Here is a 13,674-nt window from a genome sequence, read left to right on the forward strand (position 1 = left end):
CCCTTCAAACCTTACCCCTTATAATACCCCACCCCCACAATATGATCCCCCACGCGCCGCACCAGCGAGACCTTGTGTTCGACGCGATTGTCGGCGCGGTTGAGCCAGACGTAATCGACGCGGCCTTCGGGCTGATCCTTGACCGAGGCGATGATGGCCTGCACCAGCAGCTTGCCCTCGGCATCGGTCATGTCGATGGCGCTGGTGCCGATCAGTTTGGGGTTGGCACCGGTGGCTTCATAAACGCCCTTGGTGTTAAAGACGAAGACGTAGAGGTCTTTGTGGGCAAAGCCTGCCTTGGGGTCGCTGAATTCGGCAAAGGCCTTGGCGGGGCCTTCCTTGGTCAATTCGACCACGGCGCGGTCGAGCAGGCCCTGCGCCTCGGTCGAGCTGGCATGGGGCGCGGCGATGGCGGCGGGAATGGCCAGCGCAAACAGCGCGGGGGCGAGCAGCAAACGAGAGAACACGGTCATCACTTCTGATCTCCATCCTCGGCGGGCCCGGCCTGCGTTCTGACCGCAGGTCGCTCGCCCGCCGCTTGGCAGCGATTCAGCGCCAGCCTCCATGCGGCGTTGATGACAGTCTATGTGGCACCGACGTGCGCGTAGGTCGTGGAGCCAGATCAAGCCGATGGGGCAGTTTGTCTTTGGCCGAAGGGATAAGGCCGCGCGCGCTCAGGGTATGAGGATCAGCCGCGCACCAGCGCCAGAAAGGCCGCCTCGGGCATCGGCTGGGCGCGGACAAAGCCCTGATAACAGGCGCAGCCTTCACGCGCCACGGTCAGGCGTTGGGCCTCGGTTTCAATGCCCTCGGCCACGACATCAAGGTCGAGCGCCTTGGCCATGGCCACAATTGCGCGCAGCACGGCCAGATCGCGCGGATCATCGGTAATGCCATCGACCATCGAGCGGTCGAGCTTGAGATAATGCAGCGGCAGGGTTTTGAGATAATGGAAATTGCAGAAACCCGCCCCGAAATCATCCAGCGCGATCCTTATCCCCAGCCGCGCCAGATCAGAGAGCGACCTTTCGGCCAGCGTCATATCCGCCACCAGCACCTGTTCGGTCACCTCCAGCGTCAGCCGGTCGGTGGGAAAGCCGCTCTTGCCCAGCGCCTTGCCAAGGTCGAAGGTGAAGCTGACCGCCGCCAGATCGGCTGCCGTTACGTTAAGCGAGAGCCGCAGATGCCCCGGCCATGCCGATGCGGCATTGAGCGCAGTTTCGGCAATATGGCGCGACAGGGGGGCCAGATGATCGGCCCGGTCGGCAATCGCAAACAGTGCCGCCGCCCCGATCCGCCCCAGTTTCGGATGGTTCCATCGCGCCAGCGCCTCGGCGCCCGAGAGATGCTCGTTGCCTTCCTCGTCCAGCGCGAATTGCGGCTGATAGTGGACCTCGATCTCGCCCTTGTCGATGGCGTGGAGCAGGTCGGCCTCCAATTGCGCCGCCGTGCGCCCCGCCCGGTTCGTCTCGCCATCGACCCAGACCACCCGGCGCGCCACATCGCGCTGCGCCACGGCCAGCGTCTGGGCCAGCCGGTCCATCGCGCTCTCCGCGCTTTCGCCCACCAGCACGCGCAGCAGGGCGATGCGCGGCGAGAGACGCAGCGTGCCCACCCGGCGCTGGATCGGCTGGGCGATGCGGTCGGCCAGTTGATCGGCAAAGGCGTGCCAGCGCTCGCGGCTGCATGCCTCGTCCACAATCAGCAGAAACGTGCCCCCAGGCCCGCGCGCGGCAAACCATGGGCCGTTCAGGCTCTCCGTCGCCAGCCGGGCGATGCGCGTGGCCACCTCGATCAGCGCGGCATCGCCTGTCGCCTCGCCATAGGCCAGATTGATCGTTTCAAACCGCCGGATGCCCATCAGCATCGCATGGACGCGCGGAATGCCCCCGCCCGTTTCGGCCGCCGATTTGCCCTGCTCCACCCATTCGGCCAATCGGTCGCGCGATGCATCCAGCGTCAAAAGACCGGTCAGCGGATCACGGCCCGCATCGTCATGGTCCTGCATCACCGCAGGTATAATCCCGGCGGGCAAATTGTGACGAAAGGGCATCGGTGCTTTCACGCTGTTTGTTCGAACAAGCTTTTAACATAGGCGATAAGCTCTTGCCAAAACCTTCTCTTGATTGGACCTTGTCACAAAGGCCGCGCTGGCAATTGGGCAAAAGCCCGCCTATGAGGCCCAGAAGGGCCAGCCATCAGCCCGGCGATCCAATTTACAGCCATTTTGCAAAGCGGAAATTTCGGCAATGACAGAAGAATTGCGCCTGGCGCTGGTGGTATCGGACACGCCCAAGGCGATGGCGGCGGCCGAATTGATGGCCAATGATCACCCTTGGGTGCCGTTGGAAGAAGCCGATGTGGTGGTGGTTCTGGGCGGCGACGGGTTCATGTTGACGGTGCTGCACCGGATGCTGGATGCGGGGCGCGTAATCCCGGCCTATGGGCTCAATCACGGCACGGTGGGCTTTATGATGAACAAGCCCAAATCGACCAAGCCCATCGCCACCCGCGTGGCCAAGGCCAGCAAGCTGGCCGTGGCGCCGCTGGAGATGACCTGCACCACATGGGCGGGCGAGACACAGCATTTCTATGCAATCAATGAGGTCTCGCTGCTGCGCGAAACGCGCCAGACGGCCAAGATCGAGATTTCGGTCAATGGCAAGGTGCGGCTGGCCGAACTGGCCTGTGACGGCATTCTGGTGGCCACGCCTGCCGGGTCGACGGCCTATAACCTGTCGGCCAATGGCCCGATCCTGCCGATGGGCAGCGGCATTCTGGCGCTGACCCCGATCAGCCCGTTCCGCCCGCGCCGGTGGAAGGGGGCGATCATCAAGGACAATGCCACGGTCGAATTCCGCGTGCTGGAGCCAGACAAGCGCCCGGTGGCGGCGGTGGCCGACCAGAAGGAAGTGCGCGATATCGCCCATGTCCGCGTGGCTGCGCACCGTGAACATACGCTCACGCTGTTGTTCGACCGCCATTCGAGTCTGGATGAGCGAATCTTTGCCGAACAGTTTCAGGTGTAATCGCTCGAATAAATCCACCGACTTTTCCACATGATAGGCAAAAAATTTCCATTCCGCGCCAATGCGGGCTTGTCAAAGCCGGACAAGATGGTATTGGCGCGCACCTGCCCGGTTCGCCGGACTGTTCCCTGATAGCTCAGCGGTAGAGCTCTCGACTGTTAATCGAGCGGCCGTAGGTTCGAATCCTACTCAGGGAGCCATTTCATCACCTTGGGCCAAGGCCCGATGCGATGGAAACATATCACCGCCCGGCATCGCCGGCCTGTTCCCTGATAGCTCAGCGGTAGAGCTCTCGACTGTTAATCGAGCGGCCGTAGGTTCGAATCCTACTCAGGGAGCCACCCTTTTCCAAAAGATCAGCGCAACGCCATCGCGAAGTCATGCTGCGTCGCCGCGCAAAAACACGCTTAATTTGCATTCACCCCATTTTGCAGCGCCTGTTTAACAAGGCGCGAAGCATAGGATGTTTCCAGACCCCGTCAGGAAACCCGATGCCGACGCAATCGCTCAATTCGCATGATCCGCGCAATCTGCTGCAATGGCGGCCGGTCCATCTGCTGCTGGCGCTTTTCGTGCTGGCCGGAGGCACGGCGGCGTGGAGGATGATGGAGAACAGCAAACATTTCGTCGACGGCAGCGTACAAGTGGAAACCGAAGGTACCAAGGGGACGATCAGCGGCGGCGAACTGGTGCTGGACCTGCCGGTGACAGTCTATAACGGCACCGATTCGGCCATCGTCGCGGTTAACATGTGGACCGAAGCCTTTGCCTGCCCGCAGGAGGATTCGCCCCAGCGCGAATGCACCCGTTTGCATTCGAGCGAGCAATCCTTCGACATGCATGTGCAGGCGGGCTCATCCGGCAGCGAAAGCCAGCAAATCCGCACCGGATTGCCCCAGACCATGGCGGGCGACCATGTGCGCGTCAAACGCCGCCTGACGGGCATTACCAGCGATGTCGAAAGGGCCGAGCAGCGCCAGGAAGGGCCGTAAGTGTCAATGACGCAGGGGTTTGCCCCGGGCGGATTGCTTAATCCAAAATAACCACAATATCAGCGATTGAGCCTAAACTGGCAGCGTCTCCCCCTTGCTCAGGGTCTCGCCATGTCCACCTTCGCGCTCACCCAATGCTGGTTTACCCGCCGACATTCGCCCGATCACAAGGCCAGGGATCGCATTGACGGGGCTTTCTATGCCCATTGCAACCATTGCCGCCGCCCGATCTTCAGCGTGGATGGCACGACATGGCATATCAATGGCGGGTTCAACATCGATGCGCTGGGGGATGCGGCCAGTTTCTTTCTCTCGGTCGATGATCCGGCCGAGGGCATGACCATCGCGCGCATTCCCATCCACCCGGAGGCCAGCGAGGAGGATGTCGATGCGCTGATTGAGCAGGCCTGCAAGGACTATGCGATCGGCGAGGAAGGCACGACGCTGATCCTGCGCGACCATCGCCACCACAAGGGCGCCAAAAGGCCCAAAAAGGGGTTGTAAGGAAAAACCTTCAGCAGGCGGCGCGGAAACGGCCCGGAGGCGTCGATCCATGCGCCTCATGCATCTTGGCGATATTCTGCGCCAGCTCTTCCATCAGAAAGCCCCGGTCAAACACCAGCCCATGGCGCGGCTGCTGGCGCCAGACCACCTTGGCGTGGATCGGCGGAAAGCCGACAGTCTCGATCCGCACCGGTTGGCGCAGCATCAGCCTTTCGGGGCATTCGATGCAGGCGCCCTGCTGGGAAATGTCGCGCATCATCGCGCGGATCTGCTGGCCATTGGCAAAGACGATGGCTTCGGCATCGGTCTTGAGCCGAATCTGCCGCTTGGCATAAAGGCCGCATTTGTCGTCCAGCAGGCGCTGGACATTGATCATGTCGAAGAAACGGAAACCGGCGTGATCGTCGCGGTTCCACATCAATTCCATGGCAAAGCGTTCGCCGCTCGATGTTTCCAGCGCCAGCGAACTGTAGGAAGGCAACGGGTGAAACAGGCGCACCTTGCAACCGGTGGCCGAAGCATCGCGCAGTACGCAAAGATATTCGCGCCCGTCAATAATCAGCTTGGCCGAGCGCACCAGCAGCGTGAAACGCGGCGCGCCGCGCAATTCCGCGCCAGACGCCTGCCCGATCTCAGGCGCGGAATGCGCTGTCATTTCGGGACGGAAGACGTCTTGACTCACCGATTGATCCACCTGCGATAGTTTGCCCGCAGGAAAGGAGGCAAAACCCCTTCCCCCTGATTGCATCCTATACATTGCAGGAAATGGTAAAGCGGTTATGAACATGCCGTCAGTAATCGCCAATAAGTACGAAAATTGGCGGTTTAGCCTGAGCCAATACCTGCGAATTGGTTAATTCGCAAAGCATACACTCCTTTGCACGGCGGCCATCAAACCGGGCGGGCGCTTCACGCCCGCCCCGCTGTTTCAGACCACAGCCCCATGACAATGCTTGTATTTCTGGCCCGACCCGCAGGGGCAAGGCGCATTGCGCGAATAGGCCGGATCGATCTGCGACGGATCGAAATCGGGCAGAGCGGCCGGAACCGCATCATTCTGGCCGGTGAACGGATCGATATGCGTGGTCAGGAAATCAGGCAGTTCGGGCAGCGCGGCCGGTTCGGGTTGCGAGAATTGCAACTCAGCGGTGGAAAGGATGCGCGTCACATCCTCGCGAATCTGTTCGATCATCCGCTCGAACAGACCGAAAGCCTCCTGCTTATATTCATTGATCGGCGTCTTTTGCGCATAGGCGCGCAGGAACACCACCTGACGCAGCGCGTCGAGCGTGGCCAGATGCTCCTTCCAGTGATGGTCAAGCCGTTCGAGCAGCACGCTCTTTTCCACCTGACGCCAGATTTCCGGATCGTTGCGGGCGATCTTGTCGGCCATATGCGCGTCGGCCATTTCGGCCAGACGTTCCTCGATGGTCTCCGGCTCGATCCCGTCCTGCGCGGCCACCCAGTCGGCAATCGGCGCCTCGATGCCCAGCGTAAAGCGCGCGGCATTGGTCAGGCCCTCGATATCCCACACTTCCGGGTAAGACCCCGGAGGGCAGGCCGTGCCGACCAGCGCGTTGACCGTGTCATGGCGCATGTCATGGACCACTTCATCCATGGCCTGCGCATCCATGATGTCGGCGCGCTGTTCATAGATGACCTTGCGCTGGTCGTTCATCACGTCATCATATTCGACGACCTGCTTGCGCACGTCATAATTGCGCGCTTCCACCTTCTTCTGCGCCGTTTCGATGGCCTTGGACAGCCAGCGTGAACCGATCGCCTCGCCATCGGCCAGATTGCTGTTCATCAGTTTCGAGAACATCGTGTCCGGGCCAAAGATGCGCAGCAGATCGTCCTCAAGGCAGAGGTAGAATTTCGACAGGCCGGGGTCGCCCTGACGGCCCGACCGCCCGCGCAACTGATTGTCGATGCGGCGGCTTTCATGGCGTTCGGTGCCGATCACGCATAGCCCGCCCGCGGCCAGCACCTTTTCCTTCTCGGCGTCGATCTCGGCCTTGAAACCGGCGATGATGGCGTCGCGCTCCGGCCCCTCGGGCATGTCGCGCAATTCGTCCTCGATGCGGAATTCCAGATTGCCGCCCAGCTTGATGTCGGTGCCGCGCCCGGCCATGTTGGTGGCGATGGTGACGGCGCCAAGGCGACCCGCCTGCGCCACGATATGGGCTTCCATCTCGTGGAAACGGGCGTTGAGCACATTGTGCTTCACCCCTTCCTTGGTCAGGAATTCGCTGAGCAGTTCCGACTTTTCAATCGACACCGTACCCACCAGCACCGGCTGCCCGATCTCGTTCTTTTCGCGGATCAGCTTGGCAATCGCGGCAAACTTGTCGAGCGTGTTCTTGTAGAACTCGTCCTCTTCGTCGATGCGCTGCACCGGGACGTTGGTGGGGATGGTCACCACGTTCATCTTGTAGATGTCGAAGAATTCGGCCGCTTCGGTCGCCGCCGTGCCGGTCATGCCGCAAAGCTTGGGATACATGCGGAAATAGTTCTGGAAGGTGATCGAGGCCATCGTCTGGTTTTCCGGCTCGATCTTGACGCCTTCCTTGGCCTCGACCGCCTGATGCAACCCGTTGGACCAGCGGCGGCCATCCATCATGCGCCCGGTAAACTCGTCGATGATGATGACCTTGCCGTCCTTGACGATGTAATCAATGTCGCGCTTGAACATGACATTGGCCTTGAGCGCCTGATCGAGGTGATGAACGACCTGCGTGTTTTCAATGGCATAGAGGTTGCTGCCTTCGAGCAGCCCAGCCCCTTCGAGCAGGCGCTCGGCCTTTTCCACGCCATCCTCGGTCAGCGTGACATTCTTGGACTTTTCATCGGCCTCATAGGTCGTGTCGTCAGCAATCAACTGGCGCACCACCGCATCGACCGAGACGTAGAGGTCGCTCTTGTCGTCAGTAGGGCCGGAAATGATCAAGGGCGTGCGCGCCTCGTCGATCAGGATCGAGTCGACTTCGTCAACGATCGCGTAATTGAACGGGCGGTGGACCATCTGATCGCGATCATGCTTCATATTGTCGCGCAGATAGTCAAAACCCAGCTCATTGTTGGTGGCATAGGTGATGTCGCAATTATAGGCCTCGCGCCGCTCATATTCGTTGAGGTTGGGCACGATCACGCCCACCGTCAGGCCGAGGAAATTATACAGCACGCCCATGGTCTCAGCGTCGCGCCGGGCCAGATAGTCATTGACCGTAACGACATGCACGCCCTTGCCTTCCAGCGCGTTCAGATAAACCGCCAGCGTGGCCACCAGCGTCTTGCCCTCACCCGTGCGCATTTCGGCAATTTCGCCCCGGTGCAGCACGATGCCGCCGATCATCTGCACATCGAAATGGCGCATGCCCATGCAGCGCTTCGAGGCTTCGCGCACCACCGCAAAGGCTTCGGGCAGGATGTCGTCCAGCGTGCGCCCGTTCGCGATTTCCTCGCGGAACTTGGCGGTCATGCCGCGCAATTCCTCATCGCTCATTTCGGCCAGTTGGGTCTCATAAGCACCGATCTGGCGCACCATCTTGTCGAGCGATTTGACGTAACGATCGTTCGACGAGCCGAAGATCGACTTGGCAAGCTTGGAAAACATGGGAAAATTCCTGAAGACAGATAAGGGCATGGGGGCACCGGCACATGCGGCGCGCGCCCATGGAAAAGGACATGAGGAAAAGCGCAGAGGCGCCTTATTCGCGGGCGCGATCCACCCGCATCCGCACCGCAGGCGCAGAATAGGCCATGCGCAAAGGCGCGCGCGCCGCCTCGATCAGCCGGGGCTGCGCAGGCCGCGTAACCTCGCGCGCATGGGCCACGACATGGGCCGAAACCCGCGCCGCGCCTGCGCCCTGCATCGTGGCCGCAATGGCCGGACGCGCGGCAAAAGCGCGCGCATCCGTTTCCGGAGCCATCGCGGCAAGACCGGACACCAAGGCCAGAAAAGATAGCAGCAGCCGAAGCATGGCGCAGGATATAGGCAGGACTATCGTCGGCGTCTAGGGCGTATGCTTTATGGTTCGACCACCAGCGATTGCCGCAAGGTCACATGGCGGCGCACCGGATTGCCCTGCGCATCCTTGAAGGGTTCGCGAAAGCGGACCGCCGGACAGCCCTCTCCGATCTGCTTGAACCGGGCCTCCATCGCGCCCGTCGCCTTTTCGACGCGGCATTCGGTCTGGCGCCCGTCGGTTTCGACCACATAGTGAAAGATCAGCTCTCCCGGCTGGGGCAGGGTCGCGGGCGGAGGCAGAATCCAGCGCGTCCGGTTGCTGTAGCGGCTCGCCACCGGCTTGCCCGCGCCGTCCAGCGCCGGATCGAAGGCGGCGCGCGCGCTTAACAGATCGCAGGTCGCCCGGTCCAGCGCCGCCGACCCGCTGGTCGCCATGATCACGCAACTGGTCACCTTGCCCTTGGCATCGATGGTCAGCGTGAAACCCGCCGTGCCCGATTCGCCGTTCTTGACCGCAAGGGCCGGATAATCGCCCGGCTGGATCCATCCCGCCGGACCGTTCCGGGGCCTTGGCCCGCGCGGCAGGGTTTCAACGGCGCTCTGCGGCGGGGGCAAGAGCGGCGCGGGCGGAGCCGTCACCACCGGCGGCGTGGCCACGGCTTGTTGCAAGAGAATCAAACCCAAAGCCAGCATAACCCTATCTCCCTAAGCGCGATCAAGACTAGATCCTGCGCCCACCACGTACAAGGCCGAGCTTGTCTGACCGCCCATTCTGGGCCAAGTCCGCGCGCCATGTCCCAAATCGCCCGTTCCGCCGCGCCATCCGGCCGCCTGCCCCTGCTCGATGCCCTTCGCGGAGTGGCGGCGCTGGGGGTGGTGCTGCATCATGAAGCCCCGCTTTACGGCGGGCCGGGTCTGTTTTCCCGCGCCTACCTGGCGGTGGATTTCTTTTTCATGCTTTCAGGCTTCGTGCTGACGCTGGCCTTTGAGCCCAAATTGCGGAGCGGATTGAATGCCGCCGACTTCATGATCCGGCGCGTGGCCCGGCTGTGGCCGGTGCTGGCAGTGGGCGTGCTGATCGGAGCCGGGTGGCGGCTCTGGGTCGGGGCCACCGGGCAATTGTGGCTGCTGACACTCTCGGGACTGATGCTGGTGCCGCTTGTACGGGGACCGGGCGGGATCTTTCAGATCAATGGTCCGCAATGGTCGCTGGCCTATGAATTGCTGGCCAATGCGGTGCATGCGCTGGTGCTGGCGCGGTTGAACAATCGGCTGCTGCTGGTTTTCGTGCTGGCCTGCGCGGGGATGCTGGCGTGGTGCGCCTATGTGTGGGGATCGGTGGGGCTGGGCGATACGGGGCGCAACTGGTGGGGCGGCTTTGCGCGGGTCGGTTTCGGCTATGGGCTGGGTGTCTGGCTGGGGCGGCAATTTGCCGCAGGCCGGGCGCCGGTCGCACGGATCGCGGCATGGGCGGGCGCCCTACTGCTGCCGCTGGCCTTGTTCAGCCTGCCCTGGTGGCCGCTGGGCGTGGTTGCGGGCGATCTGCTGGCGGTGTTTGTAGTCTTTCCTCCGGCGCTGTGGTGCGCGGCGCATGTGGTGCTGGGCGGCGGCGCGCTGAAAATCGCCGACGGGCTGGGGCGATTGTCCTATCCGGCCTATGCGATCCATGGACCGGTGCTGATCTGGGGCGCATCGCTGGCGCATAGCCATGGGGCGCAGGCTGCGTTGATCCGGCCGCTGACGGTGGGCGCCGTTTTGGCGCTGGCCGCGCTGCTGGCGATCAGCCCGCTGGCCCTTGGGATTCCCGTGCGCCGGAAAGGTTGAAGTGGCGGGCATCAGGCGCTAACCCGCTGGCATGTCACACGCCATCTCTCCGCTCGCCATTCCCTTCCCTGCCCTGCCTGCGATTGCGGGCGCCACGCCGCGCGTGGCCCGCGCGCGATACAAGGAATGGGATCGCTGCGATCTGACCTATGTCGAGCTGGATGAAAACACCGCCGTTGCGGGCGTCTTCACGCGCAACATCTGCTGCTCGTCCGAGGTTGAACTGGGCCGGTTGAACGTCAAGCAGGGCCGCGCGCGGGCGTTGATCGTCAATGCGGGCAATTCCAATGCCTTCACCGGCTATCGCGGGCGCGAGGCGGTCGAACAGATCATGGATCAGGTCGCGGCCCATCTGGGCTGCGCGCGCGAACAGGTGTTCGTCTCCTCGACCGGCGTGATCGGCGTCCCTCTGCCCAAGGACAAGGCCAGGGAGGGCGTCAACAATGCCCTGACCGCCGCGCCCTGCACATGGGAGGATGCCGCCAACACCATCGGCACCACCGACACTTTTGCCAAGGGCGCCACGGCCACCGCCATCATCGGCGGCAAGACCGTGACGTTTTCCGCCATCATCAAGGGTTCGGGCATGATCGCCCCGGATATGGCCACGATGCTGGGCTATATTTTCACCGATGCGGCGATCAATCCGGTCTTTCTTCAGGAACTGCTGACCAAGGCTGCGAACGAGACCTTCAACTGCATCACCGTCGACAGCGACACGTCCACCAGCGACACGGTGCTGGCCTTTGCCACGGGCCGGGCGGGCAACACGATCATCAATTGCGAGGGCTGTGAGGGCGCCGATGCCTTTGCCGCCGCGCTGAGCGATGTGTGCCGCCAATTGGCGCATCTGGTGGTCAAGGATGGCGAGGGCGCGCAGAAGTTCATCGCCGTCTCGGTCACCGGCGCCGTCTCGGATGAGAGCGCGCGCAAGATCGGCATGGCGATTGCCAATTCCCCGCTGGTCAAAACCGCCATCGCGGGCGAGGACGCCAATTGGGGCCGCATCGTCATGGCCGTGGGCAAGGCCGGGGAACCGGCCGACCGCGACAAGCTCTCCATCGGCTTTGGCGGCGTGTGGCAGGCCAAGGACGGCCAGCCCTTGCCCGATTACGACGAAGCCCCGGTGGCCGCGCATCTCAAGGGTCAGGAGATCAGCATCGAGGTCGACATCGGCCTTGGCGAAGGGCGCGCGACGATTTGGACCTGCGACCTGACGCATGGCTATATCTCGATCAACGCCGATTACCGGAGCTGACGCCCATGCTCACGATCTGGGGGCGCCTCAATTCGCATAATGTCAAAAAGGTCGTCTGGGCCGCCTGCGAGACCGGGCAGGAATGGGTGCGCCATGATATCGGCGGCTCGTTTGGCTATAGCCCTGAATATCTGGCCATGAATCCCAACCGGCTGGTGCCTACGCTGGTCGAGGATGATTTCTCGCTGTGGGAATCGAACGCCATCCTGCGCTATCTGGCCGATGCCTATGCGCCGCATCTGTGGCCGCAGGGGCTGCGCGCGCGGGCTTTGGCCGACAAGTGGATGGACTGGCAATTCACCTTTGCCGATGCGCAGCGCGACGGCTTCCTGCAGATGGTGCGCGTGGCCGAGGCGGATCGCGATGCGGCCAAGATCGAGCGCACCATTGCCGAGACCAATAAGTTGATGCGGATTATGGACGATGCGCTGGCCAAGCAGCCCTTCCTGACCGGCGAGGCTTTCGGCATCGCCGATATTCCCATGGGCGCCTATACTTACACCTGGTTCAAGCTGGGCTTTGCGCGCGAAGATGTGCCCCACATCCGCCGCTGGTTTGACGCGGTCAGCGCCCGCCCCGGCTTCCAATATGTCGCCATCCCCCTCACCTGAAAGGCGCGAGCATGACCGATACTTTGAGCGAAGCCGTCCATGATGTGATGGCCGATGCGGCGGCTCGCGCCATCCGTCCGCGTTATCAGCACCTGGCCGCCGCCGACATCATCGAGAAAGCCTCCGACGATCTGGTGACGATTGCCGACAGGGAGAGCGAGGCGATTCTGGCCGAAGGTCTGGCCCGCATCCTGCCCGAGGCGGCGATTGTGGGCGAGGAGGCGGCCTTTGCCGATCCCTCGATCATGGCGCGTCTCGGCTCGGACCTGTGCTGGATCATCGACCCGCTGGATGGCACCAACAATTTCGCCCATGGCCGCGCGCCTTTTGGCATCCTTGTCGCGCTGGCGCAGGGGGGCGAGACGATTGGCGGCTGGATCTATGATGTGCTTTCGGGCCGGTTCTGCCATGCGCGGATCGGCGAAGGGGCCTATCTCAATGGTGAGCGCCTGACGGCCCGGCCGACGGGCCAGAACCCGGCGATTGCGGCGATCTCGGTCGTCTTTGCCGACCCTGTGCGCCGCGCCGCGCTGATGGACCATATCGCGCCGCATTACCATCTGGTCGACATCCCTCGCTGCGCCGCCGAGCAATATCCGCGTCTGGCCACGGGCGTGAATGATGTGTCGCTGTTTGAGCGCACGCTGGCATGGGACCATGCGGCGGGCGTCTTGTTCCTGAACGAGGCGGGCGGCAAGGCAGCGCGTTTCGACGGCACGCCCTATCGCGTGGACGAGGATCGCCGGGGCCTGATCGGCGCCTCCTCCCCGGCGCTGTGGGACGAGCTGGCGGCGCGGATGGCGGAAATTTGATCTCCGGCTATGTCCCCCTCGCGCTGGTGCTGGTCAATGCGCGCACGGTCCACCTGTTTTGGCAGGACAAGCGCTATGCCCGCGAGGGGCACCGCCGCATCCCGGAATCCAGCCTGCTGATGATGGCCGCGATAGGCGGCACGCCCGGCGCGCTGGTCGCTCGGCAATGGTTTCGCCACAAAACCCGCAAGCAGCCGTTTTCGGCCTATTTGTGGTTGATCGCGGCGGCTCAGATCGGCCTGATCGTGTGGCTGGCGCGATCCTGAAACGGCAAAGGGGGCGCCGTTGCCGACGCCCCCTGTTGCTTTGCCGGATGGCTCAGGCGATCAGAGCGCGCCCTGAATCCATGCCTTGAGCTGGCTCTTGGGCGCGGCGCCCAGCTTTTGCGCCACCGGCTTGCCGTCCTTGAACACCAGCAGAAGCGGGATCGACTGGACGCCGAACTGGCTGGCGGTCTCGGTGTTTTCCATGATGTCCACCTTGGCGATGGTCACTTCCTCGCCCAATTCCTCGCTCAACTCTTCCAGAGCCGGGCCGATCATCTTGCAAGGCCCGCACCAGTCGGCCCAGAAATCGACCACGACCGGCTTGTCAGAAGCCAGCACGTCGGTGGAAAAGCTTGCGTCGGTAACCTTGATCGTGGCCATGGCCTGAAATCTCCTGAAATGTTGTGT

General features: G+C 62.7%; 15 protein-coding genes and 2 tRNA genes. 10 read left to right on the forward strand and 7 right to left on the reverse strand.

Features of this window, described 5'->3' with window-relative positions; translation table 11 throughout:
• Nucleotides 1-11: 11 nt before the first annotated feature.
• Both FHW92_RS14090 and FHW92_RS14095 read right to left on the reverse strand, forming a co-directional pair.
• Nucleotides 12-473, reverse strand: coding sequence for a cache domain-containing protein (locus FHW92_RS14090; protein ID WP_168603889.1), 462 nt, complete (start codon nucleotides 471-473; stop codon nucleotides 12-14).
• Between the two features lie 215 nt (nucleotides 474-688).
• The gene (locus FHW92_RS14095) at nucleotides 689-2,008 is read right to left on the reverse strand and encodes a GGDEF domain-containing phosphodiesterase (RefSeq protein WP_168604103.1); all 1,320 of its coding nucleotides are present in this window, start codon (nucleotides 2,006-2,008) and stop codon (nucleotides 689-691) included.
• Between the two features lie 241 nt (nucleotides 2,009-2,249).
• Here FHW92_RS14095 and FHW92_RS14100 point away from each other — a divergent pair, with 241 nt between their 5' ends.
• The 5 genes from FHW92_RS14100 to FHW92_RS14120 all read left to right on the forward strand — a co-directional run bounded on the left by FHW92_RS14100 (nucleotide 2,250) and on the right by FHW92_RS14120 (nucleotide 4,525).
• The gene (locus FHW92_RS14100) at nucleotides 2,250-3,029 is read left to right on the forward strand and encodes an NAD kinase (RefSeq protein ID WP_168603890.1); all 780 of its coding nucleotides are present in this window, start codon (nucleotides 2,250-2,252) and stop codon (nucleotides 3,027-3,029) included.
• A gap of 125 nt (nucleotides 3,030-3,154) precedes the next feature.
• A tRNA-Asn gene (locus FHW92_RS14105) sits at nucleotides 3,155-3,229 on the forward strand.
• A gap of 66 nt (nucleotides 3,230-3,295) precedes the next feature.
• Nucleotides 3,296-3,370, forward strand: a tRNA-Asn gene (locus tag FHW92_RS14110).
• 150 nt (nucleotides 3,371-3,520) lie between these two features.
• Nucleotides 3,521-4,021, forward strand: a complete 501-nt coding sequence (locus FHW92_RS14115) for a hypothetical protein (RefSeq protein ID WP_168603891.1) — start codon at nucleotides 3,521-3,523, stop codon at nucleotides 4,019-4,021.
• Between the two features lie 111 nt (nucleotides 4,022-4,132).
• Nucleotides 4,133-4,525, forward strand: a complete 393-nt coding sequence (locus tag FHW92_RS14120) for a hypothetical protein (protein ID WP_168603892.1) — start codon at nucleotides 4,133-4,135, stop codon at nucleotides 4,523-4,525.
• A gap of 10 nt (nucleotides 4,526-4,535) precedes the next feature.
• Here FHW92_RS14120 and FHW92_RS14125 read toward each other — a convergent pair whose 3' ends face one another.
• From FHW92_RS14125 to FHW92_RS14140, 4 genes are all read right to left on the reverse strand, one after another.
• A complete protein-coding gene (locus FHW92_RS14125) occupies nucleotides 4,536-5,180 on the reverse strand; it encodes a PilZ domain-containing protein (protein WP_168603893.1) in 645 nt (214 codons plus the stop codon).
• Nucleotides 5,181-5,453: 273 nt separating this feature from the next.
• A complete protein-coding gene (gene secA / locus FHW92_RS14130; RefSeq protein ID WP_168603894.1) occupies nucleotides 5,454-8,141 on the reverse strand; it encodes a preprotein translocase subunit SecA in 2,688 nt (895 codons plus the stop codon).
• 94 nt (nucleotides 8,142-8,235) lie between these two features.
• Nucleotides 8,236-8,508, reverse strand: coding sequence for a hypothetical protein (locus FHW92_RS14135; protein WP_168603895.1), 273 nt, complete (start codon nucleotides 8,506-8,508; stop codon nucleotides 8,236-8,238).
• Between the two features lie 47 nt (nucleotides 8,509-8,555).
• Nucleotides 8,556-9,152, reverse strand: coding sequence for an energy transducer TonB (locus tag FHW92_RS14140; RefSeq protein ID WP_168603896.1), 597 nt, complete (start codon nucleotides 9,150-9,152; stop codon nucleotides 8,556-8,558).
• Nucleotides 9,153-9,287: 135 nt separating this feature from the next.
• On the opposite strand from FHW92_RS14140, the gene FHW92_RS14145 reads away from it, so the two are divergent.
• Genes FHW92_RS14145 through FHW92_RS14165 form a run of 5 tightly spaced genes read left to right on the forward strand, consistent with a single transcriptional unit; the run spans nucleotide 9,288 to nucleotide 13,266 of the window.
• On the forward strand, nucleotides 9,288-10,319 hold the full coding sequence (locus FHW92_RS14145; RefSeq protein WP_168603897.1) for an acyltransferase: 1,032 nt from the start codon (nucleotides 9,288-9,290) through the stop codon (nucleotides 10,317-10,319).
• Between the two features lie 31 nt (nucleotides 10,320-10,350).
• Nucleotides 10,351-11,577, forward strand: coding sequence for a bifunctional glutamate N-acetyltransferase/amino-acid acetyltransferase ArgJ (argJ, locus tag FHW92_RS14150; protein WP_168603898.1), 1,227 nt, complete (start codon nucleotides 10,351-10,353; stop codon nucleotides 11,575-11,577).
• Nucleotides 11,578-11,582: 5 nt separating this feature from the next.
• Nucleotides 11,583-12,188, forward strand: coding sequence for a glutathione S-transferase family protein (locus FHW92_RS14155; RefSeq protein WP_168603899.1), 606 nt, complete (start codon nucleotides 11,583-11,585; stop codon nucleotides 12,186-12,188).
• An 11-nt stretch (nucleotides 12,189-12,199) separates the two neighbouring features.
• Nucleotides 12,200-13,000 carry an inositol monophosphatase family protein gene (locus FHW92_RS14160; RefSeq protein ID WP_168603900.1) on the forward strand — a complete coding sequence of 267 codons (801 nt, stop codon included), beginning with the start codon at nucleotides 12,200-12,202 and terminating at the stop codon, nucleotides 12,998-13,000.
• Entirely contained in the window at nucleotides 12,997-13,266 is a 270-nt protein-coding gene (locus FHW92_RS14165) for a DUF1294 domain-containing protein (protein WP_168603901.1), read from the forward strand. Before FHW92_RS14160 ends, FHW92_RS14165 begins: the two co-directional genes overlap by 4 nt.
• A gap of 60 nt (nucleotides 13,267-13,326) precedes the next feature.
• On the opposite strand, the gene trxA is transcribed toward FHW92_RS14165, so the two are convergent.
• Nucleotides 13,327-13,647: a thioredoxin gene (gene trxA, locus FHW92_RS14170; RefSeq protein ID WP_168603902.1), complete on the reverse strand. Its 321-nt coding sequence runs from the start codon at nucleotides 13,645-13,647 to the stop codon at nucleotides 13,327-13,329.
• Nucleotides 13,648-13,674 lie beyond the last annotated feature (27 nt).

Source organism: Novosphingobium sp. SG707 (assembly GCF_012275515.1).
Classification (GTDB): domain Bacteria; phylum Pseudomonadota; class Alphaproteobacteria; order Sphingomonadales; family Sphingomonadaceae; genus Novosphingobium.

What these genes read in the sequence shown, in the direction of transcription:
- FHW92_RS14125 (WP_168603893.1), bottom strand. Translation starts at nt 5,180, where the DNA reads ATGACAGCGCATTCCGCGCCTGAGATCGGGCAGGCGTCTGGCGCGGAA.
- secA (WP_168603894.1), bottom strand. Translation starts at nt 8,141, where the DNA reads ATGTTTTCCAAGCTTGCCAAGTCGATCTTCGGCTCGTCGAACGATCGT.
- FHW92_RS14090 (WP_168603889.1), bottom strand. Translation starts at nt 473, where the DNA reads ATGACCGTGTTCTCTCGTTTGCTGCTCGCCCCCGCGCTGTTTGCGCTG.
- FHW92_RS14135 (WP_168603895.1), bottom strand. Translation starts at nt 8,508, where the DNA reads ATGCTTCGGCTGCTGCTATCTTTTCTGGCCTTGGTGTCCGGTCTTGCC.
- FHW92_RS14160 (WP_168603900.1), top strand. Translation starts at nt 12,200, where the DNA reads ATGACCGATACTTTGAGCGAAGCCGTCCATGATGTGATGGCCGATGCG.
- FHW92_RS14115 (WP_168603891.1), top strand. Translation starts at nt 3,521, where the DNA reads ATGCCGACGCAATCGCTCAATTCGCATGATCCGCGCAATCTGCTGCAA.
- FHW92_RS14145 (WP_168603897.1), top strand. Translation starts at nt 9,288, where the DNA reads ATGTCCCAAATCGCCCGTTCCGCCGCGCCATCCGGCCGCCTGCCCCTG.
- FHW92_RS14155 (WP_168603899.1), top strand. Translation starts at nt 11,583, where the DNA reads ATGCTCACGATCTGGGGGCGCCTCAATTCGCATAATGTCAAAAAGGTC.
- argJ (WP_168603898.1), top strand. Translation starts at nt 10,351, where the DNA reads ATGTCACACGCCATCTCTCCGCTCGCCATTCCCTTCCCTGCCCTGCCT.
- FHW92_RS14100 (WP_168603890.1), top strand. Translation starts at nt 2,250, where the DNA reads ATGACAGAAGAATTGCGCCTGGCGCTGGTGGTATCGGACACGCCCAAG.
- FHW92_RS14120 (WP_168603892.1), top strand. Translation starts at nt 4,133, where the DNA reads ATGTCCACCTTCGCGCTCACCCAATGCTGGTTTACCCGCCGACATTCG.
- trxA (WP_168603902.1), bottom strand. Translation starts at nt 13,647, where the DNA reads ATGGCCACGATCAAGGTTACCGACGCAAGCTTTTCCACCGACGTGCTG.
- FHW92_RS14095 (WP_168604103.1), bottom strand. Translation starts at nt 2,008, where the DNA reads ATGCAGGACCATGACGATGCGGGCCGTGATCCGCTGACCGGTCTTTTG.